This is a genomic window from Pseudaeromonas pectinilytica (assembly GCF_054780855.1).
In genome coordinates this window covers 1-23,760 of record NZ_BAAGVN010000081.1, presented here as the reverse complement: position 1 = coordinate 23,760, position 23,760 = coordinate 1, and the positions used below count along the sequence as shown (strand labels likewise).

General features: G+C 53.5%; 18 protein-coding genes and 1 pseudogene. 9 read left to right on the top strand and 10 right to left on the bottom strand.

Features of this window, described 5'->3' with window-relative positions:
• Positions 1-820: 820 nt before the first annotated feature.
• From ACYVG7_RS06080 to ACYVG7_RS06060, 5 genes are all read right to left on the bottom strand, one after another.
• Positions 821-3,982, bottom strand: a complete 3,162-nt coding sequence (locus ACYVG7_RS06080; RefSeq protein ID WP_460882324.1) for a type I restriction endonuclease subunit R — start codon at positions 3,980-3,982, stop codon at positions 821-823.
• 200 nt (positions 3,983-4,182) lie between these two features.
• Positions 4,183-5,436: a Fic family protein gene (locus tag ACYVG7_RS06075; protein WP_460882323.1), complete on the bottom strand. Its 1,254-nt coding sequence runs from the start codon at positions 5,434-5,436 to the stop codon at positions 4,183-4,185.
• Between the two features lie 22 nt (positions 5,437-5,458).
• Complete coding sequence (locus tag ACYVG7_RS06070; RefSeq protein WP_460882322.1) at positions 5,459-5,959, bottom strand: DUF1643 domain-containing protein; 501 nt, start codon at positions 5,957-5,959, stop codon at positions 5,459-5,461.
• The gene (locus ACYVG7_RS06065) at positions 5,956-7,317 is read right to left on the bottom strand and encodes a restriction endonuclease subunit S (protein ID WP_460882321.1); all 1,362 of its coding nucleotides are present in this window, start codon (positions 7,315-7,317) and stop codon (positions 5,956-5,958) included. Before ACYVG7_RS06065 ends, ACYVG7_RS06070 begins: the two co-directional genes overlap by 4 nt.
• Entirely contained in the window at positions 7,314-9,287 is a 1,974-nt protein-coding gene (locus ACYVG7_RS06060) for a type I restriction-modification system subunit M (RefSeq protein WP_460882320.1), read from the bottom strand. The genes ACYVG7_RS06065 and ACYVG7_RS06060 overlap by 4 nt, the downstream gene beginning before the upstream one ends.
• 468 nt (positions 9,288-9,755) lie before the next feature.
• On the opposite strand from ACYVG7_RS06060, the gene ACYVG7_RS06055 reads away from it, so the two are divergent.
• From ACYVG7_RS06055 to umuC, 3 genes are all read left to right on the top strand, one after another.
• Entirely contained in the window at positions 9,756-10,055 is a 300-nt protein-coding gene (locus ACYVG7_RS06055; protein ID WP_460882319.1) for a hypothetical protein, read from the top strand.
• 435 nt (positions 10,056-10,490) lie between these two features.
• Positions 10,491-10,913 (top strand): translesion error-prone DNA polymerase V autoproteolytic subunit, encoded by a 423-nt coding sequence (gene umuD / locus ACYVG7_RS06050; protein ID WP_259583772.1) that lies wholly within the window; start codon positions 10,491-10,493, stop codon positions 10,911-10,913.
• Between the two features lies 1 nt (position 10,914).
• Positions 10,915-12,180 carry a translesion error-prone DNA polymerase V subunit UmuC gene (gene umuC / locus ACYVG7_RS06045; protein ID WP_460882318.1) on the top strand — a complete coding sequence of 422 codons (1,266 nt, stop codon included), beginning with the start codon at positions 10,915-10,917 and terminating at the stop codon, positions 12,178-12,180.
• A gap of 1 nt (position 12,181) precedes the next feature.
• Here umuC and ACYVG7_RS06040 read toward each other — a convergent pair whose 3' ends face one another.
• Positions 12,182-12,394: a hypothetical protein gene (locus tag ACYVG7_RS06040; protein WP_460882317.1), complete on the bottom strand. Its 213-nt coding sequence runs from the start codon at positions 12,392-12,394 to the stop codon at positions 12,182-12,184.
• 229 nt (positions 12,395-12,623) lie between these two features.
• On the opposite strand from ACYVG7_RS06040, the pseudogene ACYVG7_RS06035 reads away from it, so the two are divergent.
• The 3 genes and pseudogenes from ACYVG7_RS06035 to ACYVG7_RS06025 all read left to right on the top strand — a co-directional run bounded on the left by ACYVG7_RS06035 (position 12,624) and on the right by ACYVG7_RS06025 (position 16,997).
• Positions 12,624-13,604: pseudogene (locus ACYVG7_RS06035) on the top strand (IS5 family transposase).
• A gap of 248 nt (positions 13,605-13,852) precedes the next feature.
• The gene (locus tag ACYVG7_RS06030) at positions 13,853-15,589 is read left to right on the top strand and encodes an ATP-dependent nuclease (protein WP_460882316.1); all 1,737 of its coding nucleotides are present in this window, start codon (positions 13,853-13,855) and stop codon (positions 15,587-15,589) included.
• The gene (locus tag ACYVG7_RS06025) at positions 15,579-16,997 is read left to right on the top strand and encodes a UvrD-helicase domain-containing protein (protein ID WP_460882315.1); all 1,419 of its coding nucleotides are present in this window, start codon (positions 15,579-15,581) and stop codon (positions 16,995-16,997) included. Before ACYVG7_RS06030 ends, ACYVG7_RS06025 begins: the two co-directional genes overlap by 11 nt.
• 162 nt (positions 16,998-17,159) lie before the next feature.
• On the opposite strand, the gene ACYVG7_RS06020 is transcribed toward ACYVG7_RS06025, so the two are convergent.
• Entirely contained in the window at positions 17,160-18,062 is a 903-nt protein-coding gene (locus tag ACYVG7_RS06020; protein ID WP_460882314.1) for a bacteriophage abortive infection AbiH family protein, read from the bottom strand.
• Between the two features lie 273 nt (positions 18,063-18,335).
• Here ACYVG7_RS06020 and ACYVG7_RS06015 point away from each other — a divergent pair, with 273 nt between their 5' ends.
• Entirely contained in the window at positions 18,336-18,815 is a 480-nt protein-coding gene (locus tag ACYVG7_RS06015; RefSeq protein WP_460882313.1) for a hypothetical protein, read from the top strand.
• Positions 18,816-18,897: 82 nt separating this feature from the next.
• On the opposite strand, the gene ACYVG7_RS06010 is transcribed toward ACYVG7_RS06015, so the two are convergent.
• Complete coding sequence (locus tag ACYVG7_RS06010) at positions 18,898-19,995, bottom strand: tyrosine-type recombinase/integrase (RefSeq protein ID WP_460882312.1); 1,098 nt, start codon at positions 19,993-19,995, stop codon at positions 18,898-18,900.
• Complete coding sequence (locus ACYVG7_RS06005; protein ID WP_460882311.1) at positions 19,992-21,206, bottom strand: DNA-binding protein; 1,215 nt, start codon at positions 21,204-21,206, stop codon at positions 19,992-19,994. The genes ACYVG7_RS06010 and ACYVG7_RS06005 overlap by 4 nt, the downstream gene beginning before the upstream one ends.
• 234 nt (positions 21,207-21,440) lie before the next feature.
• On the opposite strand from ACYVG7_RS06005, the gene ACYVG7_RS06000 reads away from it, so the two are divergent.
• The gene (locus ACYVG7_RS06000; RefSeq protein WP_460882310.1) at positions 21,441-21,878 is read left to right on the top strand and encodes a hypothetical protein; all 438 of its coding nucleotides are present in this window, start codon (positions 21,441-21,443) and stop codon (positions 21,876-21,878) included.
• 118 nt (positions 21,879-21,996) lie between these two features.
• Here ACYVG7_RS06000 and tnpA read toward each other — a convergent pair whose 3' ends face one another.
• The gene (gene tnpA / locus ACYVG7_RS05995; RefSeq protein ID WP_460882309.1) at positions 21,997-22,413 is read right to left on the bottom strand and encodes an IS200/IS605 family transposase; all 417 of its coding nucleotides are present in this window, start codon (positions 22,411-22,413) and stop codon (positions 21,997-21,999) included.
• A gap of 21 nt (positions 22,414-22,434) precedes the next feature.
• Between tnpA and ACYVG7_RS05990 the strand changes: the two genes are divergently transcribed.
• On the top strand, positions 22,435-23,640 hold the full coding sequence (locus ACYVG7_RS05990; protein ID WP_460882308.1) for an RNA-guided endonuclease InsQ/TnpB family protein: 1,206 nt from the start codon (positions 22,435-22,437) through the stop codon (positions 23,638-23,640).
• The last annotated feature ends 120 nt before the right edge of the window (positions 23,641-23,760 follow it).

Here is a 23,760-nt window from a genome sequence, read left to right as displayed (position 1 = left end):
TCTCTGGGTCGGTGGGAATTTTCATTCGCCACTTTGGCACTACAGATGCCATTTTAGGTAGGGGCGACCATCCCATTAGCAGAGGCCGTAGTAGCTGCCAGTCTGGGGCGAAGGGCCGAAGGAATCGGAGGGCGTGCCCTCGATTCTCTGGACTGGATGGTCTCAGATGTTCGCTTCGGCGAAGCTCGCCAAGATGAAGGTGAGGGTGAAGCCCGAACAAGCAATGGCAGCGAGAAACCAGAACAGGCGGATCGAGAACAAACAGGCTCGGGCGATGCGTTGGGTAACTCAAACGCATCGACTTCAACGGTTCCAACCGCCCGGTGCGGACCCGCATGCCGGGTGGTGTGGCAGGGGCGCAGTCAACGATGACTGCCCCCTATGCCGATGCATAGAAGATCAGATCCTGGAAAACGCGAAAGGTTCCGTTCAGGGCGCTACTTGTGTATAAGAGTCAGGTTCTAGAATTAGCTGAGTCCTTAATAAATAGCTGTGAAAAGACTCATCATGTGGCACTTGCTCGTTTAATAAATCTGCCAGTTTAATTTCATTGTTCACTCAAATATTACTCCACTATTCTACCGGCATTTATCACACTACACTCCTCATGTGCATCCGCGCTCGGAGTATCGAGGCTCCTCGTACCCTCAGAGGCGCTGACTTGGTCGGCACACAAGAGCGCTTTCCTCTTCAACTTGTTGACCAGTTAGCCAGATATAGGTAGATTTATGTTGTCTTACGGAAAACCACCACCTGGTGCCCTACCAAGGCAACAGATGATAAAAAAACCACCCTTTCTTCGGGTGGTTTTTTATTTCTGCTATTTGGCGGCGTTATCTCGCCAACCTCCAATCCCCTTAAGCAGCAGATCCAGCAACAGGTGTTGCAGGGCTACGGCTTTCTCTGGGGCGGAGAGGTAATCCAGCGACATGCCTTGCTGGGTATCCATGCGTGCGATCACGGCCTCATCGACGGCTTTCGGGTAGTCACCCAGCATGATGGCGTCGCGATCATTGTTGTTGACCTGCTCCATCAGGGTCTTGTTTTCACTGAGCTTGCTGGCCATGCCATGCAGCCAGTCGAGCTTGTCGCCCTCGGTGACTTCGACACCGAACAGGTCGTTCATCCGCGCCAGCAGTTCCGAGATGAAGTCTTTCTTCTCTTCCTTCGGGGCGGCACTGCCCAGAGCCGAGATGCCCTGCAAACCATAGCCTTCGGCATCCTCCTTAAGCTTCAGATCCTGGGTGCGCTTGGCCTTGAGGTTGTAGTGAGTCAGCATCACGGCGGAGAGGTCGATCTCGTCCTCTTCGAGGATCTCCTGACGCAATAGCGGCAACAGGTGGCGGGCAAAGACACACAGCCGCTCCATCTCGTAGTCATCAAAGGCGGTGATCTGCGAGACGAACTCGTAGAAGCGCACATAACCGTTCAGATCTTTCTTGAAGATGTCGAGCTCGGAGCGGGCTTCGCCAGCTTCTTTGAGGCGACGTTCGGCATTGGCCTTGTCGGTGGCCGAGCCGCCTTGTTCAACCAGTTTCAACATGCGCCGACACTCGCGGATGGTCTCCGTGGTGAAGCCATAGCGTTTGCTGAATCGGTCGACCGCCGGTTTGATATAACCCAGCATGGCTTCCTGACCCCGTTTCGGGTCGAAATAGGCATCGGTAAAGGCCACCACCTCATTCCAGGTGAAGATGCCGGTGCTCTTGAGCTTGTGGAACAGGTCATAGACCAAGTTGGGATCCGACACGGTTTCCAGCGCTGCCGTCTCGTAATACTTCTGGAACTCCTCCAGCACATCCTGCGAATCATTGACAAAATCCAGCACAAAGGTGGAGGTCTTGCCCGGACAAGTCCGGTTCAGGCGCGAGAGGGTCTGGATGCAGTCCACGCCCGTCAGCTTCTTGTCCACATACATGGCGCACAGCTTCGGCTGGTCGAAACCGGTCTGGAACTTGTTGGCAACCAGCATCACCTGATAATCCTGGGTGTCGAACGCCTTGCGCATGTCGCGCCCATTCAGCTCAGGGTTCATGTTACGTTCATTGAAGCTCTGGCCATCGTTTTCGATCTCTCCCGAGAAGGCCACCATGGCACGGATGCCCCGGTATTTTTGCTCCTGCACATACTTGTCGAACGCCAGCTTGTAGCGCACTGCTTCCATCCGGCTGCTGGTCACTACCATCGCCTTGGCTTGCCCGGCCAGCAACGGCGCCACGTTCTGGCGGAAGTGTTCGATGATCACCTGCACCTTCTGGCCTATGTTGTGCGGGTGCAGCCGTACCCATTGAGAGAGCTTGCGCTTGGCCCGCTTGCTGTCGACTTCCTGGTCGGCCTCTGCGCTGTCCATCGCCAGCTTGTAGGCCAGCCGATAACTGGTGTAGTTCTTCAGCACATCAAGAATGAAGCCCTCTTCGATGGCCTGGCGCATGGTGTAGACGTGGAACGGCTCGGGCTTGTTGTCATCGCTGCTCGGCATGTTCGGCTTAGGCCTGCGACCAAACAGCTCCAGCGTCTTGGCCTTGGGTGTCGCGGTAAAGGCGAAGTAGCTGATATTGGCGCTGCCGGCACGGGCGGCCAAGGTCAGGTTGATGACATCTTCGGTCGAGAGCTCCTCCTCGTCATCCAACTGCTCGGCCATCAGCACTTCCCGCAACTGGCGGGCTGTCTTGCCGGTCTGGCTGGAGTGGGCCTCGTCGGCCACCACGGCAAAGCGGCAACCCTTCAGCGTGGTGGTTTCCTGGATGGCCTTGAGCACAAATGGGAAGGTCTGGATGGTGACGATGATGATCGGCGTGCCCAAGGAGAGGGCGCCAGCCAGCTGGGCCGATTTGCTGCCGTCACCCTCTTCGCGATTGATGCGGGAGATAACGCCATCGGCATGTTCAAACTGGGCAATGGTTTCCTGCAACTGGCTATCGAGCACGGTGCGGTCGGTAATGACGATCACCGAATCAAACTGTTTCTGGCCGCCTTGTCGCAACGAGGCAAGCTGATGGGTCAGCCAGGCGATGGAGTTGGATTTGCCGGAGCCTGCGGAGTGCTGGATCAGATACTTCTGGCCACTGCCTTCGTGGCGCACGGCGCCCAGCAGGCTCTCAACCACGTTCCATTGGTGATAACGGGGGAAGATCAGGCTCTCTTTTTTCTTGATGCGCCCCAGATCGTCCTCTTCATGCTGCACATGTAGATGCATGTAGCGAGCGAGGATTTTCAGCAAGGCCTCCGGTTGCAGTATTTCCTGCCAAAGATATTCGGTGCCATAGCCGATTTCAGGCTGATCATTACCGGCACCGCCGTCACGGGTGCCGCGGTTAAAGGGCAGAAAATAGGTGCTCTCGCCAGCCAGTTTAGTGGTCATCGCCACCTCGAACTGGTTCACCGCAAAATGGACCAGGGCGCCGCGCCGGAAGGCCAGCAAGGGCTCCACCTTGCCAGCTGTTTTCAGGGGTCTGTCTTTGCGGTACTGCTGTTTGGCGTTTTCCAGGCTCTGCTTGAAGCAGGATTTCAGCTCCAGCGTCGCAATCGGCAGGCCGTTTAAAAACAGCGTCAAATCGAGGCGCCCGTCATAACCGTGGGGGCTGTAGATGAGCTCGGGCACCACCCGCAGACGATTCATGGCATAGCGGGCTGTCAGCTCGGGGTTGAGATCATGATCCGGCTTGAAGGTCGCAACGCTCAGGCGATGGCCGCGATCCTCAATCTGATTGCGCAGCAGCCACAGAGTGCCTCGTTCCTGCCCTTCCAGTGCCCGCACGGCGGCATTGAGCAGATGACGCTCCGGTTCTTCGCCATAGGTCTTGCAGAATTTGCCCCAGCCTTCAGGCTGGCTCTGCTGCACATAGGCGAGCAGATCCTCGGGGTAGAGCGCCCGCTCGCGGTCGTACTTGGCCGACTCACCGACCATCCAGCCGCTGGCTTGCAGCGCATTAACGATATGATCCTGAAAGGCTCTTTCCCGTGCTTTGTGATCTGACGGCATCTTTTATCCCTGTTGATAGCAGGCCAAACTTGCTGATTTCAAGCGCTTTTTGGTGAAGGCAAAAAACGCATTTAAAAAATACTAAAAAATCGACACGTTTTGACTATATGTCGATGACATCGACAGGTTCATCAAACATGTTTAAAAATTACTAATAAATCGACACGTTATTAAGATGTGTCGATTGCTTAAACATGAGGTTAGCGTGTCAACTCGACAAGAAGCCCATCGTTGATGTAGTACTTTTCCCGGCCAACCAGTTCTTCGCGCAAAATGCCCATGCTGGCTAACGTCTGCAAGTAGCGAGAGGCGGTTTGCCGTTTGGCAATTCCTGCATCCACCAAAAACGAAATTTTGGTGTACGGCTGCATGAAGATTGTTTCGATCAGATCCTTGCTGTAGATCCCCTCGGCCTCGCGTTGCACGCGGTCGCGAACATCGTCCATCAAGGCCAGAATGCGATTGACCAGATCAAAGGTCTGCTGTGCGGTACTTTCCACTGCTTTGAGCATAAACAATACCCAAGCTTCCCAATCCTGGGCCTCTGTGATGGCCCGTAAGCCATCGTAATAATCCTGCCGATGCGTAATGATGTAGCGCGACAAGAAAAGAACTGGAATATCAATTAGTTGCTTTTCGACCAAAAATAACAGATTGAGAATTCGGCCGGTTCGTCCGTTCCCATCCGGGAACGGGTGGATCGCTTCAAATTGGTAATGCATGACCGCCATTTTGACCAATGGATCCAGATCATCTTCTGCATGAATGAACTGTTCCAGATTGGCCAGTTTTGTTCGGATCACCTCTTCACCAACGGGCGGTGTATAAATCACCTCGCCCTGAACATTTTTTAATGCCGTACCAGGAATGACCCGAATACCCATATTCACCTGCTTGATTTGCTGTACTAGCTGGATAAACAGATTGGTATGGAGTGGACGATCTTTGATGGCTCGAATGCCGAAATAGAGCGCCTCGCGGTAGCGCAAAACCTCTTTGGCATGAGGATCTGCCTTGCCATCCATGTTGGCAGCGGCACGATAAAGCTCATCGCTTGTCGTCACTATGTTTTCTATTTCTGACGACAACCGAGCTTCTTGCAAAACGATACTGTTGATCAGTATCGCCTGATTGGGAATTTTAGCGGCGAGGCCTCGTAAGTTCGCCAGAACCCGGTTGGAAGCAATCGCCTGTTTCAGAACGGCTTTGGTTTCAAGTTCTGTCGCAGGAGGCAATAGAGGAAGATCGTTATAGGGTTGTTGACGGTCAAATGTCATCAAGATGTCTCCGACTTTCAATATTTCGAGCACCATTGGCCAGATCTTCGAGGTACAAAGCCCGCTCGCGGTCGTACTTGGCCGACTCACCGACCAGCCAGCCCGAAGCGGCCAACTGCTCAATGATATGGTCTTGAAACGCCTTTTCCCGAGCTTTGTTATCCATTGTTCTTCCACATCCGTTCTATCGAGAACATGCCTAGATTGCCCACCTCAATGGGGTCAGGGTACTGTTGAGATACAGGGGGTGAGTAGGCTCACCCGATTGATTCAGTTGCAGATAATGAAGTTCAGACAGCAGGGCACGAATGTGGGATGAACGCCGTAAAAACGCCCCATGGTTGCCCCATGCTGCCACTACCACGCCAGCGTATTGGGCTAATTCGATCAGCCACTCATCATTGGCTACACCGACCGGGTCCGTAGCCGCTTTCATTTCTCTAGGGTCGGTCGCCCGATAGGCAAACAGGTTAGCCATCACCAAGCCGCCGTAACCCCAGCGTTTGGCAAAATCAATGCAACGTCGAATGGTTGGATCATCCAGTGTCTCATCTGCCGTGGATGGGTTCAGGCCAATAAACAGGGCGTAAGGCTTGTCTGCTGCCCAGACCCGACTTAGCGCGTAGCGATAAGCGCGGCAAGGGGAAAACACCGCATGGCGAGGGCGGGCAGGATAGTCCAGTTCAGCCAGCAAGCTCATGCCGCCACCTCGCTTTTGGGTGGCTGCCAGCCTCGCAGATCGATCTTGCCGGTCACAGCGGCGGAAATCAGGGCGGTACGACGTTCTTGAAGGAACGAGATAGATGCGGCGGCTTTGTCGATTAAATTCTCAAATTTTGTTTTTAGTCTTTGGACTTCAACGATTAATGAGTGTTGCTCAGATAAAGGCGGCATAGGCAAAAATAGCTCTGATAATATCCCTATGTTAACTACATCCATTGTCCCCCCCCGAGAAGATAATGACATCTGCTCAAAAACAATGTGACTTCTCAAAACCATTTCTAAAAAACGAGATGATATTTTTTCGATGGGGGTAACTTTTATTAATCTAGGATTTATTATCCCTGGCTCTGCATTCTCTGGGAAAGTTGCAATTTTCCCAAATGTTCCAACGCAGCTAATTAAAACGTCACCAGGCTTCACTGTGTATTGTTGAAGTTCCAAGTATTTCTCATTTGATACATAATAATCACCAATGTTGAAGTCAGCTGGTATTACTTGTTCTTGGCCGTATACTTTACAACCACTAGATGTGTACATATCTTTTGTCAGGGCTGTACCAAATGGTCCGGCTTTCATTTTTTTCGCCACATGCCTTAGGCGATACACATCCCAATGCTCCGGCACTTGGCCGAGCCATTCTACGCCGGAGTCTTTCATTGGGGCATTGGGGTTTAGCCCCTTGGTGACGGCATGGGAGATCACCGCCTGACGCTTTTCTTTCAGCAATTTAATCAATTGCTGCTGCTTGGCAATCAACTGATCGATACGGGCCGTTTCGTAGTCGAGGAAGGCGGCGATGGTACGTTGTTCTTCTAATGAAGGGAGAGGTATATATTGTCCCTTTATGTCGTCCCAGCTAATAGCAGCTCTATGCTCTAATATTCCATTACCTAGAATGGCCAGTTGCTTCTGAAATGGCTTATTTTCAAACAACCGGAGTGCGTATCGTTGCTCAAGCATATTAGGCTTCGAGTCAAGAATTATATAAACTGGACTACATACTCCATCATAAGGGGACATACCATAAGAGCCGATGGCATAATTCATGCTGTTTATAACAAGATTCCCCTTTCGAACAATCTTACACTTTGTTAGATCATCAGGTTTCTTGTTCCCCACATCCCCTTTGTCTTCATATAAAACGATACCAATGTTAGCCATCAGTGATAAGTAATTATCTTCGTCACCATTAGTGTTTTTTTTGACCAAATGATTAACGCCTGAACGACAGGGGAATGAATTCCAATGTTTTGGAATATCCCCCAACCATTCTACTCCTGAATATTTATAGTCAGGATAAGGCTGATACTTCCCCAGCTGATTTACGGTACTCATGAATGCACCTCGGCCAGTAGTTGCATAATCTCCTTGGCGACCGCATCCAGATCGGCATCAATCTCGGCCAGCGGGCGCGGCGGCTGGTATTGGTAGAAGTGGCGGTTAAATGGAATTTCGTAACCGATTATGCCGACCTGACCATCCAGTGGATCGGTCCTGTTGATATCAATCCAGGCATCGGGCACATGGGGCAGCACTTCACGCTCAAGATAGGCGTGAATATCTTCACCCAGCGGCACATTCTCATAATCACGCAGCTCGGAGCTGGCCTCCGGCTCGCCTTTGCTTATACAGACCTTGGCATCATCGTTCTGCTCACCGAAGGTATTAATCAGCAGCTTTAAGGCCGGGGCCGGCAGCTTGGTAGCACCGAGCGCCTTGGTCAGTTGCTTTTTAAACTGCTCGCGGCACAGCAGCTGTTCCGGCAGTTGTGGCAGCGCGGCGAGAATGGCCGCTTGCAGGCTGGCGTCGAGCTTCTCCCACCCCTTGTCGGCTTGCAGGGCCGCCAGACGCTCGGCATCGAGGGGGTAGAAGGCCAGCTTCAATGGCCGCTCTACCGTGATGCGGCGATAGCCAAAGGCCGAGGTCGGAAAGATCTTGGCGATGGGGCTGGCTTCATAACGGCTGTAGAGGGCAACAATCTGGTTGATGGCTTCATCGCTTAACTGCTTGCGCTTGGAGCCTAGTGATTTACGCATCGGGCTGTGCAGATCGCTGGCGTTGATGAGCAGCACCTTGCCCTTGCGCTCGGCAGGCTTATGGTTGGAGAGCACCCAGATATAGGTGGCAATGCCGGTGTTGTAGAACATGTCGGTGGGCAGGGCGACCAAGGCATCGAGCAGATCGTTTTCCAGCACATAGCGGCGGATCTCGCTCTCGCCACTACCGGCGCCGCCAGTAAACAGTGGCGAGCCGTTCAGGATAATGCCGATACGCGAGCCTTCACTGTTGGCACTGGCCGGGCGCATTTTGGATATCAGGTGCAGCAGAAACAGCAAGGAGCCGTCCGAGACGCGCGGCAGGCCGGGGCCGAAACGACCTTCAAAGCCTTTGCGCTGATGTTCATCGCTGACCTGCTTTTCCACCTTCTTCCAGTCCACACCGAAGGGCGGGTTGGAGAGGCAATAGTCGAAGCGCTCGAACGGCAGCTGATCGTCACTTAAGGTGTTCCCCAGCTTGATATGGCTGATGTCCTGGCCCTTGATCAGCATGTCGGCCTTGCAGATGGCGTAGGACTCGGGGTTGAGCTCCTGACCGAAAGTGGCCAGACGGGCCGCCGGGTTCAGCTCGTGCAGGTACTCCATGCCGCAGGAGAGAAAGCCGCCGGTGCCAGCGGTGGGGTCATAGATAGAGCGCACCACGCCGGGCTTGGTCAGCGCCTCGTTATCGCTGGCAAACACCAGCGAGGTGGTGAGCCGAACGATATCGCGCGGGGTAAAGTGCTCCCCGGCGGTCTCGTTCGAGCTTTCGGCGAAGCGGCGGATCAGCTCTTCGAACACCAGCCCCATGTCGTAGTTATCGACCGCCTCGGGCGAGAGATCGACAGTGGCAAACGAGCGCACCACCTTGTAGAGCAGGTTGGCATCTTCGAGCAGGCCGATGCTGGCCTCGAAGTTGAAATGCTCGAACACCTCGCGGGCATCGGTGGAGAAGGCGCGCACATAGGCATCCAGGTTATCGCCAATGTGATTTTCACCCAGCGAATCAAGCGTCAGCTTGGAGGTGTTGTAGAAGCTCTGGCCTGCGGCGCTGAGCAGCAGCTTGTCACGAGCAACCTCGGGCAGCGCCTTGGTGCTCTCGACGGCAACGAGCACCTTCTGCTTGTTGGCTTCCAGCACGCATTCGAGGCGGCGCAATACGGTAAAGGGAAGAATAATGCGCCCGTACTGGGACTGTTTGAAATCACCACGCAGCAGGTCGGCAACCGACCAGATCAGCGAGGCCAGAGAGGCAATATTTGTTTTCATACGATTCCTTATTACCGCCGGTCAAGGCCGGAGGGGCTGAGCCAAGTGCGTCTGAGCTTACCATAGCGAGCCCCGCTTGCGGGCAGATAGGCAAGCAAGATCAGAGCATTAGCTCATAGTTTACGGAGGTTATGCGGGCGAAACACCCCTGAACGGAAACCCATGTCGCGTTTTCAGGCAGATGGGGCGATAACGCCATGGCGTGGCGGCTGACCCTTGGCATTGTCTAGCGCCCGTGACGAGCTAGAAGTACGTTGAGGTACCGTTTGCTAGACAGAGGAAGAGCCGTCCCCATCAGACACAAGTAAAGTGTGTACTAAAGGGCTGACTTCAGGTTGTTGTGGGTACATCCGAAGCACTATGCTGCGGATCAGTTCACTCCCAGTGATGATACTTTGGTTGGAGATGTAGCCTGTACTGGCTACATCAATGGGAACCACCTTCGATGATCGAATGAGGACTTAGCCGATGAAAATAATGACGAAACAGGAAGTTGATGTGGTCAGCGACATCCGCTGCGATGTCTGTGATGCGAGTTGCTCACCCGTCGATGGTTACGGTCCCCAAGTCGGAACTCTCAGTGCTAGGTGGGGTTATGGCTCTTCTCATGATGGCGAAGCGTATGAAGTCTATCTCTGTGAATCCTGCTTTTTCCAGGCACTGGCCAATCTTCAGGAACAGCGCCGAGGCCAGCTAATGTTCTCCGAACAGGGCTATGAACCCAATCCGGATTTCGGGCGAATCGAGAGCAATAAGGAGATAATCTGATTGCGAATGGCGTTGGGATACCCGCAAAACCATGGTTGCGTAATCTGCTATTCTAACGATAAGACCCTGTTATATATTTCATTAGGGCGAGAAACTGGCAGCATCAGGGTGCAATTGTCAGTGGAAGGACCCCGGGGCGTCCCTGAGCGCCGCGTCGGGTGAAACCCCTAGCAAGGCCCCCATGGGGCCTTGCTTCCCTCAGTTTTACATCTTCTTCTCCATTCATCATGTCTTGTTCTTCCCATCCCTAGTGGACTTCATCCGCAACGCATCAGGATGGAGATATCTTTCCCGAGAACCGCTGGGTCGTGTCCAGATCACTGATGATGATTCAGTATTGTTCCATATCGCGGGCAGACATTGGATGCGATGAACTGGATCCGGTCATGGATGTTGCCATATACTGTGTTTATATACAGCTAGCGAGTGCCACCCATGTTCCTACGACCCACTGAGGCTCCTCCCGTTCTCGGGTTACCCCTATTTGCCTTCCCGGCCTCCTGCGGCTTTCCGAGCCCAGCTCAGGACTATGTTGAGGCCACGCTGGATCTGAACCAGTTGTGCATCAGCCGACCTGCGGCCACCTACTTCGTGCGGGCAGCCGGTGACAGCATGAAGGATGCAGGCATTCTGGATGGCGATCTGCTGGTTGTGGACCGCTCTGTCACTGCACGTCATGGCGACACAGTGATCGCCTGCGTTGATGGTGAGTTCACCGTGAAAATATTGCAGCTCACCCCGAATATCGCCCTGCTGCCAGCCAACGCCAACTATCAACCCATCCTGTTCCAGGCCGAACAGTCATTAGAGATTTTTGGCGTGGTGACCTTCGTCATTCACAAGCAATGTCAGCACTAAGATGACCACCGCCATAGCCCTGGTTGATGTGAACAACTTCTACGCCAGTTGTGAGCGGCTGTTCCGGCCTGACTTGGTGGGCCGTCCGATTGTCGTGCTCTCCAACAATGATGGCTGTGTGGTAGCCCGCTCTGCCGAAGCCAAGAAAATGGGCATCAAAATGGGCGTTCCCTACTTCAAGATCAAGCGTGATTTTGAGCGGTTCGGTGGCGTCTGTTTCTCCAGCAACTATGCGCTCTATGCCGATATGTCCCAGCGAGTGATGTCCACGTTGGAGAGCATGGTTCCTGCCATAGAGGTCTACTCGATTGATGAAGCCTTCACTGAACTCGGCTCGTTATGGGCGGGAGACTTTGTTGATTTCGGGCGCCAGATCCGGGCCACCATCCAGCGGTATACGGGCCTTACCGTCGGTGTGGGTATTGGCCCAACCAAGACCCTGGCCAAACTGGCGAACTACGCCGCCAAGAAGTGGCCGGCCACAGGGGGCGTTGTCGATATTCGCGACGAGGGACGCCGAGCTCGGCTGATGGCTATCACCCCAATCGATGAAGTGTGGGGTATTGGGCGCGCCCTGAATAAGCAACTGCAGGCCCAAGGGGTGGCAACCGTGGCAGATCTGATTGCGCAGCCACCCAAGCAGATCCGCCAGCGTTATGGTGTGGTCGTAGAGCGCGTGGTCCAGGAGCTGCGCGGCATCCCCTGCTCGGAACTGACGATAGACACCCCGGCCAAGCAGCAAATCGTCAGCAGTCGCTCGTTCGGCGAACGAATTACAGAGCAAGCCAGCATGCATCAGGCGTTGTCGGCCTTTATGGAGCGAGCCGCCGAGAAACTACGCCACGAAAAGATGCGCTGCCAGCATGTGAGCATCTTTTTTCGCACCAGCCCTTTTAACGAAGGCGAGCCCTATTATGGCAACCAGCTATCGGCCAAGCTGCCGCGACCAACCGACGATACTCGCGAACTTCTGCATCATGTAACCCAACTGCTGCCCCATATCTGGCGCGACGGATTCCGCTATCAAAAAGGCGGCGTCATTCTCGGTTCGTTCACGCCGCGGGACCACTACCAGGCAGATCTGTTCGACAATCCTGGCTCACCCGACCGCCGGCTAATGGCGGTGATCGATGCCATCAACCATAGTGGCCTGGGCCATATAGGCTTTGCCTCGAAAGGTGTAGACGCCTCTGAGTGGATGATGAAACGCGAACACTTGAGCCCGCGCTACACCACCTCGTGGGACGATCTACCGGTCGCTAGGTAGTTTAAGATTGTTCCTGAGAGGAAGGTGTTTCCACTACTGATCTATCCTGCCCACCGGCCTCTGTTTCCAGTGACTTACTGATGGCCAATTTCCCAGATATGACTTGTTGCGACGCCGCCTCCAATGCGGCTGCTTCTTCCGTAGCAAACCCCAAGTCGGAAAACACGTTCCCAGTGGCAAGGGTAATGTGCTGAGTTTTTGAGTCCTTGTTCATGTATTGCCCCGCAATTGTCATCGATGAAAGATTCAATCAAACAAAATGTGACCTGCTCCAGGCGAATCCATTTCCATCTACTAAAAAAGTGCAGTAGGTTAAAAACACGATTCGCGCAAGTTTACTACGGCGAGAGACACAACCAGCTGTGAAGATCTAGGGAAGGTGCGAACAAGTCTGTGATATGAGATCATGATGTTCATCCGGAGCTGCATTTCCGAGGGCCATCATGAGTCATCAGCTCACCTTCGCCGACAGTGAATTCAGCAGTAAGCGCCGTCAGACCAGAAAAGAGATTTTCTTGTCCCGCATGGAGCAGATCCTGCCATGGCAAAACATGGTGGAAGTCATCGAGCCGTTTTATCCCAAAGCCGGTAATGGTCGTCGGCCCTATCCGCTGGAAACCATGCTGCGCATTCACTGCATGCAGCATTGGTACAACCTGAGCGATGGCGCGATGGAAAATGCTCTGTACGAAATCGCCTCCGTGCGTCTGTTTGCGCGGTTATCCCTGGATAGCGCCTTGCCGGACCGCACCACCATCATGAATTTCCGCCACCTGCTGGAGCAACATCAACTGGCCCGCCAATAGTTCAAGACCATCAATCGCTGGCTGGCCGAGGCAGGCGTCATGATGACCCAAGACACCTTGGTCGATGCCACCATCATTGAGGCACCCAGCTCGACCAAGAACAAAGAGCAGCAACGCGATCCGGAGATGCATCAGACCAAGAAAGGCAATCAGTGGCACTTTGGCATGAAGGCCCACATTGGTGTCGATGCCAAGAGTGGCCTGACCCACAGTCTGGTCACCACCGCGGCCAACGAGCATGACCTCAACCAGTTGGGTAATCTGCTGCATGGAGAGGAGCAATTTGTCTCAGCCGATGCCGGCTACCAAGGCGCGCCCCAGCGTGAGGAGCTGGCCGAGGTGGATGTGGACTGGCTGATCGCCGAGCGCCCCGGCAAGGTAAGAACCTTGAAACAGCATCCACGCAAGAACAAAACGGCCATCACCATCGAATACATGAAAGCCAGCATCCGGGTCAAGGTGGAGCACCCGTTTCGCATCATCAAGCGACAGTTCGGCTTCGTGAAAGCCAGATACAAGGGGTTGCTGAAAAACGATAACCAACTGGCGATGTTATTCACCCTGGCCAACCTGTTTAGGGTGGACCAAATGATACGTCAGTGGGAGAGATCGCACTAAAAACTGGGAATAGCGCCTTAAATGGCGAAGAAACGGTCTAAATAGGCTGATTCAAGGGCATTTACGGGAGAAAAAATCGGCTCAAACAGGAAAAAAATGAAATGACTGAGTCAGCCGAGAAGAATTTCCCCGCTTATTCGCACCTTCCCTAATTGAGGACGTAATATATTATTGCGCAGATTATGGTCTTGACTGCTGTCTTGTGCATTTATGTCGCAGGCGAGAATAAATGATTAAGGGGTTTATCCATGGTCAGAATTTGCAAAATCGAGATCCAACATTTTCGAACAATCCGCTTACTGAGCTGGCAACCCTCATCTGGACTCAATTGCCTGATCGGCCCAGGGGACAGCGGCAAGACCACGATTCTTGATGCGATAGACCTTTGCCTCAGTCCCCGCCGCAATATCAGTTTCGCCGACACCGATTTTTATGGGCTTGATGTAACTCAGCCTATCATTATTACGCTGACGCTTGGCTCGCTGCCCAATGCCCTGATGCACCTGGATTCCTACGGTAATTATTTGCAGGCATTCAACCGTGTAAACGGGCTAGTCACCGAGGAGCCTGAACAGGGTCTAGAAACCGTGTTGTGCCCGCGTTTGATGGTGGATAGCGAGCTGGAACCTGTCTGGACGTTGGTATCCCAACGCGCTCAGGCCCAGGGTCAGGAGCGCAATATTGCCTGGAAAGATCGGTTGCTTCTGGCTCCCGCCAGACTCGGTACCTATGCCAGCTCCAACCTATCATGGGCACGTGGGTCGGTGCTTAATCGACTGACGGAAGAACGTCCGGATCTGGGCGCTGAACTTGCCAATGCAGCACGCCAGGCTCGAACCAGTTTCGGTGGACAAGCCGGCGTACAGCTCGCAGAAACACTCCAAATCGTGACACAAAAAGCCAGTGAGCTCGGCGTGCCAGTTGGAGGCAATACCCAAGCGTTGCTGGACGCGCACGCGGTATCCATCGGGGATGGTGCCATTGCACTCCACGATGCAGCAGGTGTGCCCTTGCGCTCACTGGGGACCGGTTCGTCTCGTCTATTGGTCGCAGGTCTTCAGCGTGCGGCAGCACAAAAGGCGTCCATCGCGCTAGTCGATGAAGTAGAGTATGGCCTAGAGCCACATCGACTTACCCGACTCCTTAACTCCCTTGGCGCGAAGGAAAATCCCCCCCCTCTTCAAGTATTTCTGACCACCCATTCCCCGGTCGCTGTCCGGGAGCTCAACGGCAATCAACTCTTCGTGGTACGCAAGTCTCAGGACGGAGCACATCAGGTTCTACCGGTAGGTGACGCTGATGATATTCAAAGCACCGTCAGGCTTGATCCGGAAGCTTTTCTCGCCCGTAGCGTCATTGTCTGCGAAGGTGCCAGTGAAGTCGGCCTGATCCGTGGTCTAGATCATTTCTGGACGAACATAAACGGACAGTCAATGCTGGCCGCAGGATCTGCATATGTGAATGTCGGCGGCGGAGAGCCTGACCGGTGTTTTTTTCGCGGGCTCGCATTGCGCCGACTTGGCTACCGGGTTCTGGTCATAGTTGATGCGGATAAGCCACCCACTGCGGCGACCGTGCAGGAATTCGTAGATGCAGGTGGAGAATACATCACCTGGCGAGAAGGACGTGCTCTGGAGGACGAGCTGTTTCTTAGCCTGCCGGACGCGGGGGTGGATGCTCTGCTTCAACGAGCCATAGACCTTGTGGAAGAAGATCTAGTGGCTGCGCACATCCAGACTCAGTCAAACGGACAACTGACTCTCGCCCACATCCGGCAACAGCGTCAACTAGTGGGGGAGCCATATCCTCTCGCGACGCGACAACTACTTGGGCAGGCTGCGCGTAACCGTCGAAACGGATGGTTTAAATCAGTCACCAAATTTGAGGATGTCGCACGCGACATTCTGGGTCCCAATAGCCAAATTTCAGAGCCAGGATTTGTCGCCTTGATCAACCGTCTATATTGGTGGGCCCATGCCGCCTGAGTACAATTTATTTGCTTTTCACCGCGGCGTGATCACCGCCCCTGCGGGGTGTGGCAAGACGCAACTCATTGCCGATTCGCTGTCTAGGCATACCGGCACATCGCCGGTTCTCATCCTCACACATACTAACGCGGGGGTCACGACACTGCGTCTGCGCATGCAAAAAGCCGGGGTGCCCACTTCGGCTTACCACATCGCCACGATCGATGGTTTTTCCATGCGCCTGGTGGCGATGTTCCCACAGCGAAGTGCTGTCGACGCTGCGGTCCTCCTGCTACAGAATCCCAGCGTCGACTACCCGGCAATACGCATTGCCGCAAGAAATTTGCTCCAAAGCGGACACCTCAATGAGATCCTCACGGCAAGTTATGCCCACCTGATTGTCGATGAGTATCAGGACTGCAATTTGGTACAACACGCTCTGGTGACAGAGCTGTCCATGGTGCTTCCCACCTGCGTCCTTGGCGACCCGATGCAAGCTATCTTCGGCTTTCGCGGCAACCAACTGGTGGACTGGAATACCGACGTACTTCCACATTTTCCTGCTATCGGTGAACTGAATCAGCCCTGGCGCTGGACGAATGCAGGTACACCCGAGTTCGGCCAATGGCTTCTGGAGTGCCGACGAATACTCCTAGCGGGAGGTGACATTGATTTGCGCCAAGCCCCGCCTGAAGTCGTCTTTGTAGAGTTGCAGCCAGCGACAGCTATTCAGCAACGGCTGACCGCAGCGTTAACACCGGCTGTTACGCCGGATGGTGATGTGTTGGTGATTGGAGACAGCCGTAATCCTCATGGTCGTCGGCAAATGGCGAGTCAAACACCGGGGGCGTCCGCAGTGGAGCCCGTAGACCTAGCCGACCTCACGCTGTTTGGAGTGACGTTTAACCTGCAGTCTACCGACGCCCTGACTCGTCTGGTGACATTTGCCGCAGAGGTGATGACACAGGTAGGTCCTGCGGCTTTGCTACCCAGACTGGGGAGCTTACTTCAAGGGACTGCACGCAATCCTGCCACAGAGGCTGAAGCCGCTCTGGTAGCCTTCGCGCAAACTCCGAGCTTCCCTCTTGCCATCGAGGCTCTGCGCGCGTTGACCCGACAGAATAATGCTCGGGTCTATCGCCCCGATGTCTTGTATTGCTGTCTGCGCGCGATGCAAATGGCTGCTGGAGGCAGTTGCAGTTTTGCCGATGCTACGGTGCGGGAACGAGAACGAAATCGGCATGAGAGCCGGCCCCTTGCGCGTCGTGCTATTGGAAGTACCCTGTTGCTGAAGGGCCTAGAGGCGGAAGTGGCCGTTATAACTGCACCAGAGGAAATGGATGCCAGACATCTCTACGTCGCATTTACACGTGGTTCGAAGAAGCTGGTTGTCTGCTCGTTTACACCCGTAATGATGGCCCGTTAATTCTAGCTGATAGCAGCCTCTTGCTGCTTCCATCATCGGCAGCAATCAACGCAGAACCGCCGATCATTACGGACGACAACCGGCTAACAGCGGCCGGTCAACAAAATCAATACGGTGGCCTACCCCCAAAAATTCCTGCCGAGCAGACACCTCGCCATATCGCTATAGTTCCGACCAAAGCTTGCAGTAAATCTGCTCTCCGGAAACTCCGAAACTACTGAGACGCAGAATTTTATCAGTATCTTCATCATGCGATCTGACCGCCACTGTCCAGATTACAGATCGCCCCTCCAGCGCATCGGCTATAGCGAGGAAATAAGCTTTATCCACCACCGAAAGGGAGTGGCCAAGCACTTTCACGTGAGTGACTGACCGCAGGTTGGAAAAAAAGCCCTTGTTGAGCTTGATGATTTGCTCGCTTGGCTTAAAGGTCTGCTCAAAGTAGTCATCCAATCTTTCTAGCGCTTCCATTACTCGAGTGTCTGCTGATTCCCCGTCAAGACCATTCTGAAGCGAAGGACGATCATCAGGAGTCCAGGCATGGCCAAGAATCAGTTCAGAGCCTGACTCAGCTCCTTCCCCATGTATATGCAGAACATTCTCAGCCGGGACGTCATAAAGCCTGCTCAGCGTACATGTGTAGTTGAAGTTCAGATACAGGGCGTTTCTATCCAACGTTTCCAGTGACTGAAGGGTTGGACTGCAATTAGGAATTACGATGGATCTGATCCAATCACCGAATCGTGATTGCAACGTCCTCGATAAACCGGTGGCGACCCGATCAACTTCGTACTGGAAATCATGATGTCCGGCGTCACTCCAGTTCTCGTCGGCGTATGACCCAAGGAAACCTGTAAGATCAGAAACGACGCGTTCGGTGTCCATATCAGCCAAAGCAAGCTCAAGGTCAGACCAATCCTCATCGGCGGGAACATAGGTATCGACCCAGTCGAATACCTGACGATCGGCCATATTCAGAAAAGCTTTAAAATGCTTGTACTGGGTAGGCAAACCATGGTGGAGATCGAAGCCGTTACCGATGATGTAAAGAGTTTGAGTATCCATCAAGGTTCCTAAGGACTAGGCCGACGTTGACACCGACTGGATCAGTTATCAATCTAAAAACTTGCGCTGCGCCTTGGAGGATAGCGCCAAGTAGGATCACTTTCTCTTTATTAGAAATATGCTCAACAACCATAATTACATACGCACCGTGGATCATGGCTCGATGATAAACCCAGTTGCTAGCAGAAAATGCATGGGACAAAGACCACTGAGTTTTGCATCGTTCTGGAGTGGCCTTAAAATCATGGCCATGATGATCAATGGGGTTGAGTGATGATGGATGGAGAGTTTGGGGTTAGTCATCGTGTCTTTGAAAACTCACAGCAAATGGCAGCCTGTTGGCAGTGCGTTACGGCTTCTGCTGGCTACCCGACAGTGGCTATTGAACTCGCCAAATGTGGGGCGGGTGGGGCAGACTGGAACAATAAGTTCAGCATTCACATAGCGAAGAAAGAGCTCCATGCTGTTGCCTCTGTGTTACTTGGTTTCAGTGAATCATTCGAGGCTAAGTTCCATGGCGCCAAGCGCAACAAAAGCTATGAACTGTGCCGGGATGCATCATCTTTGAGAATTACCATTAGCGACGCCGGCCCTAAGAAAACGATCCAGATTGGATTGGACTCTGCATTTTGGCTTGCCACGTTCGTAGTGGGGGCCATCGTTAAAAATGCTCCACCAGGAACACCTGAAAGCATGATTATCCCGCTGATCCAAAGAACCCAGCCGAGTATAAGCAAGACAATAGGTGCCTGACCATCGAGCATATTCGGCTCACCGCACAAGAAATTCTCATTGGTAGAGGGAAGAGCCCCGGCGAAATTCGGGGCTCAATTTGTCACTGATCGTCATCCGTCAGCTCAAGCAAGTCAAAGACGGCATCACCGCCGACCACTTCTCTCAACCGCTCCTGTGATGTTTCTGTGTAGATGGAGGTGGTCGTTACACTGGAGTGCCCGAGCAAGTCACAAACAGTCTGCAGATCAGAACGCCTCAGACTCTTCTGCGCGAAGGTGTACCGCAGGTCATGCGGAGTCGCTTTGGCCAGGCCCGCCGCGATTAGGCGCCGCTCCATCATTCTATTGATAGAGCTTCGGTCCATGTGCTGAAAATCACCAACATCAACGCCGCACCCTGGGTTTGCCTTCACATATTTCTGGGTCACCCGAATTAGCTTATCGCTCTTATGGATCCGGACAAACAAGGGCCCTAATTGCTCCCCCCTGATCTCCATCCATCGACCAAGGATTTCCCGCAAGCCACGGGGCATCGGCATAACACGAGTCTTGCCGCCTTTACTCCTCTTTATTCGTAGTTCCCCATACTCTCCAGCTGACCACCGGATATCCTCAACCGTAAAGCCCGCAACATCCATCCGGCGGAGTCCGCATCCACGCATACACGATATGATGGCCAAGTCGCGGCAGCCGGCATTGGACTTATCGGCGGCCAGGTGTCGAAATAACGTATCAATTTCATCGTCAGAGAGGCTTCGGTGGGGGGCGATCTCACCGCGGCCCGTTGAGCCTTTTACGTTTTCGGTTGCCATGATCACGGCATACTGACCAACATTGGACTCAGGAATGAGGTCTCTCTGGCGAGCACGTTTGAGCGTTGATCGCACAAAGCTCAGTGTTCGATGTATCGTTTTAGGCGCAAACCCTTGAGACTCAAGGTGGTGCCTCAGAAAGTTAAACTCCTTGGCTGTCATGAGGTGCCACGGGGCCTTCTCAGGAGCGCATTGATATAGCAACTCACTCACGCGAGTGAGGGTTGACCGGACAATGGGGATGCTACCCGCCGCAAGCGATGTGATGTAATCCAGATATGGCGAGTCTGGTGTGGCGGCAAGCCGAGCCGCTATTGAATCTGCGCCATACGGCATGAGCTCGCCATTTCGATACTGAGATACCGTTAACTCATTTTTATTGCTCATCCTTTAACGTCCCCGGCTTGAGTCACAGCGAATTGCTGCATCATTTCTTTCAATGTTGTCACCTTGGATTCTAACTGGGCATTGGCGATCCGAAGTTCGTCGTTCTGCTGTTCTTTGGTAGCCACAAGAGCCAACGCCTCTTCGTGCCGTTGGCGTACTTGCAAGAGTTGCGCTTCCCGGGCTCCGGACTCTTCTTGTTTGGCTGTCAGCGTCTGCTGTAACCCAGCCATTTGGATTCTGATAGATTCAAGCTGGTGCTGCCGTTCGCGGGCTTCTCCCTCAAGTACCTCAACCCGGGCAGCTCTTGGCTCCAGCTCGAAGATTTGTTTTTGCATTCTAGCCATGGCAGAGCGAGTGACTTCGAGCTCGCGCTCGGAAGATTCAGCCAACTGTTTCAGCTCGGCCGCCCGCGCCGAGACCTGCTCCAGCTCAGAGTTCAGCTGCCCTAAGCGGGTGTTACGCTCATTCAATCCATCCTGCAGCTGCCGTGATGAATTTTTTTCTTCGGCCAGAAGTTCCGCTCGAGAGACTACATCTTGCTGTAGCAGCGCAATCTTGTTGTTGCTGATCGCCAGTGACGCCTCTACCTCCAATAGCCGCTCGGTGGTGGTGGCATGCAGGATATCCAAGTCAGCCAGGTCTTGGCGAAGGGCGCTATTTTGTTCGGTAGTCCGAGATAACTCATCGGTGATCTGTGCTGAGTGCGCGACCAAATTCCGATGCTCGACCAGTAGTTGTTCTCGGGCATCCTGCGCCTCGTGGATTTTCTGTGTCAGGTGCTCGATATCAGATTCCATGCCCACGATCGCAAATTCCTGGTCGGCAACGCGCTCGGCGATCAGGTTTCTTTCCTGAATCAGTTCGAGCCTGGCCAGATCCTTAGCCGTATCCCAGATTGTGGCTGAAAACTCTTGCAGCTTGTTCGTCAGTTCAACAGGGCAATCCATGGCCACTGTTTTGGGTGGGTTGGCTTCCATCCATTTCCGGTAAACAGGGCCGATCTGAGAATTTGAGCCCGAACCGAGGAATTTTCGGATGTTGCGATAGGTGACTTTTTCGCCGGCCTCATCCAGTTGAATGATTGCAGCCAGAATGTCGCCCTCAGTGAGCGGTTGTTTGGTGTGTGGTTGTGACTCCATTGAGCACTCCTTGTTTGAGTTTGTAGCGGTCGCGCTTATTGCTACCGTTACGGTTACATAATTATAAATCAATGGCGAGCTTTCCGCAGGGTGGGGAGATCACCAAACCCCCCCCCCTGCCGGCCTAGAATTCTCTGACGCAATAAAATGTATATTCTATTGCGTTAAAACAAAAGAGGAGTAATACTGATTGTGTTGATGTAACTGTAACGCTACGCGCTACACTACAACATGAATGTTCAATGATCACCGTGTTTTGCGCAAAATGATGCCGACATGTGGTTAACTGTAAGAAAAGGAGTTTTTATGCCGCGTTTCTATCTGGGTGCTGATATTCGCTTTGCTGCTTTGGCTTTTGGTTACACCTCCGTTTTTGCCGGGTTGTTCATGCGCTTTGTCATGAATGGCCATTCGGATATCGGGTTTCTGCTCCCGGCGGTGTTCGCCCTGGCTACTATCGGGGTTCTGTGCATGTACCGTGGGACTGCAGCCCATTTTCTTGCTATGTGCTGGTTGCTCACCCAGAACCCAAAAGATCAGGGTGCGTTTGATCGAATGAAGGTCCTGATGACCATGCGCCGTAAATTGGCAGCCTCTATCGGTATGGGGCTTGGTGTTACCAATAACGCGGTAATGATGCTTCTGAATGGCGGGGATGTTTTTTCGTATGAATCACTGATCGTCATCTTCATCTTGACGGTGATTGGTCACTGGGGCTGGTTTGGTCGAGGTGCTGCCGCATAGCTGTTCACTTACGAAAAGGCCCCGGCAATTGCCGGGGCCTTTTTTTTACCCGCGACACCGTAAAGCCCCGTCCTTCAGGTCGGGGATATAAGGTGAGAACGGCGTAGCCGTTCCGTGGTTAATGTGGTGTTTGTTGTTGCTCGATGTACTGGCGAATGATCTCGATGGGAGCGCCGCCACAGCTCGATGCAAAGTAGGATGGCGACCACAAAACCCCTTTGTAGTAGAACCTGGCCGCTATATCTGGCCGCTCTTTGCGCAGCACTCGACTTGACGCCCCCTTTAAACTATTCACCAGCGCAGACACGGCAACCTTGGGGGGATAATTCACCAGCAGGTGAACATGGTCAGCCTCGCCATCCATCTCTTTTAGCTCCGCTTCAAAGTCACCGCAGATTTTAGTGAACAGCTCTTTAAGGCGGTCAATTGCCGCCTTATCAAACACTCTTCGGCGATACTTTGTGACAAAGACCAAATGCACGTGCATAACAAAAACACAGTGCCTGCCGCGTCTAATGTCATTGATGTTTTTCATAGACCAAAATATATTAAAGGAATGCAGCGACTTCAAGCCTTTAAGTACGAACTGATGCCAGACGGCCAACAACAGCGGCAAATGCGCCGCTTTTCTGGTTCGTGTCGGTTCGTCTTCAACAAGGGGCTGGCGCTGCAAAAGGAGTTGCACGAACAGGGCGAGAAGAAGCTCAGTTATGCCGGGTTGTGCAAGTCTCTAACGCAATGGAAGCAGGTTGAATCAACTTCGTGGCTGTCCGATACCCCCTCGCAGGCATTGCAGCAAACGCTCAAGGACTTGGATCGGGCCTACAGCAACTTCTTCGCCAAACGGGCGGATTTCCCCCGCTTTAAGAAGAAGGGCCAGAGCGATAGTTTCCGCTACCCGCAGGGTTGCAAACTCGACCAGACCAACAGCCGGATCTTCCTGCCAAAGCTGGGTTGGGTGCGCTATCGCAACAGCCGGGAGGTGCTGGGCGCGGTGAAGAACGTCACAGTGAGCCTGTCGGGCGGTAAATGGTATGTATCCATCCAGACCGAACGGGAGGTTGACACACCCCTCCACCAGGGCGGTGCCGTAGGCATCGATATGGGGATTGCCCGGTTCGCCACGCTATCAGACGGCACTTTCTACGTGCCCTTGAGCAGCTTCAAGCACCACGAAATCGCCTTGCGCAAAGCGCAGCAGGCGATGAGCCGTAAGACCAAATTCAGCGCCAACTGGAAGAAGGCGAAAGCCAAAGTCCAGCGCATCCATGCCCGCATCAGCAATGCCCGCCGCGACTACCTGCACCAGACCTCAACAACTATCAGTAAAAACCACGCGATGGTGTGTGTTGAGGATTTGCAGGTGCGCAATATGTCAAAGTCAGCAGCGGGCACCACCGAGAAGCCGGGTAAAAACGTGAGGGCCAAATCTGGTCTGAACAAGGCCATCCTCGATCAGGGCTGGTTCGAGTTCCGCCGCCAGCTCGACTACAAGCTGGCGTGGAATGGCGGGCACCTCATAGCTGTGCAGCCCAAGAACACCAGCCGCACATGCCCTTGTTGCGGGCATATTTCGGCAGAGAATAGACAGACTCAGGCCACGTTCAAATGTGTGGAATGCGGGTTTGCAGAAAACGCCGATGTGGTCGGCGCGATCAATGTATTAAGGGCGGGGCACGCCCGGTTAGCCTGTGAAGTGAGCGGTGCAATAATGCCGCCAGCAGCAGGAACCCACCGAGGTGAGTTGGGCGCTTGCGCCTAGCCACGGTAGGAATCCTCGGCCTTTAGGCCGAGGAGGATGTTGCATATTCCCACGCATGGCGATCGCTCAATAACATTCATGCCGATCACGTAATAACATCCATGCCGATCACTCAATAAC

Coding starts and splice junctions, on each gene's coding strand:
- ACYVG7_RS06070 (WP_460882322.1), bottom strand. CDS start 5,959: ATGAGCTTGCTGGCTGAACTGGACTATCCTGCCCGCCCTCGCCATGCG.
- ACYVG7_RS06025 (WP_460882315.1), top strand. CDS start 15,579: ATGCCGCCTGAGTACAATTTATTTGCTTTTCACCGCGGCGTGATCACC.
- umuC (WP_460882318.1), top strand. CDS start 10,915: ATGACCACCGCCATAGCCCTGGTTGATGTGAACAACTTCTACGCCAGT.
- ACYVG7_RS06010 (WP_460882312.1), bottom strand. CDS start 19,995: ATGAGCAATAAAAATGAGTTAACGGTATCTCAGTATCGAAATGGCGAG.
- ACYVG7_RS06040 (WP_460882317.1), bottom strand. CDS start 12,394: ATGAACAAGGACTCAAAAACTCAGCACATTACCCTTGCCACTGGGAAC.
- ACYVG7_RS06030 (WP_460882316.1), top strand. CDS start 13,853: ATGGTCAGAATTTGCAAAATCGAGATCCAACATTTTCGAACAATCCGC.
- umuD (WP_259583772.1), top strand. CDS start 10,491: ATGTTCCTACGACCCACTGAGGCTCCTCCCGTTCTCGGGTTACCCCTA.
- ACYVG7_RS06020 (WP_460882314.1), bottom strand. CDS start 18,062: ATGGATACTCAAACTCTTTACATCATCGGTAACGGCTTCGATCTCCAC.
- ACYVG7_RS05990 (WP_460882308.1), top strand. CDS start 22,435: ATGCAGCGACTTCAAGCCTTTAAGTACGAACTGATGCCAGACGGCCAA.
- ACYVG7_RS06000 (WP_460882310.1), top strand. CDS start 21,441: ATGCCGCGTTTCTATCTGGGTGCTGATATTCGCTTTGCTGCTTTGGCT.
- ACYVG7_RS06015 (WP_460882313.1), top strand. CDS start 18,336: ATGATGGATGGAGAGTTTGGGGTTAGTCATCGTGTCTTTGAAAACTCA.
- ACYVG7_RS06060 (WP_460882320.1), bottom strand. CDS start 9,287: ATGAAAACAAATATTGCCTCTCTGGCCTCGCTGATCTGGTCGGTTGCC.
- tnpA (WP_460882309.1), bottom strand. CDS start 22,413: ATGAAAAACATCAATGACATTAGACGCGGCAGGCACTGTGTTTTTGTT.
- ACYVG7_RS06080 (WP_460882324.1), bottom strand. CDS start 3,982: ATGCCGTCAGATCACAAAGCACGGGAAAGAGCCTTTCAGGATCATATC.
- ACYVG7_RS06065 (WP_460882321.1), bottom strand. CDS start 7,317: ATGAGTACCGTAAATCAGCTGGGGAAGTATCAGCCTTATCCTGACTAT.
- ACYVG7_RS06055 (WP_460882319.1), top strand. CDS start 9,756: ATGAAAATAATGACGAAACAGGAAGTTGATGTGGTCAGCGACATCCGC.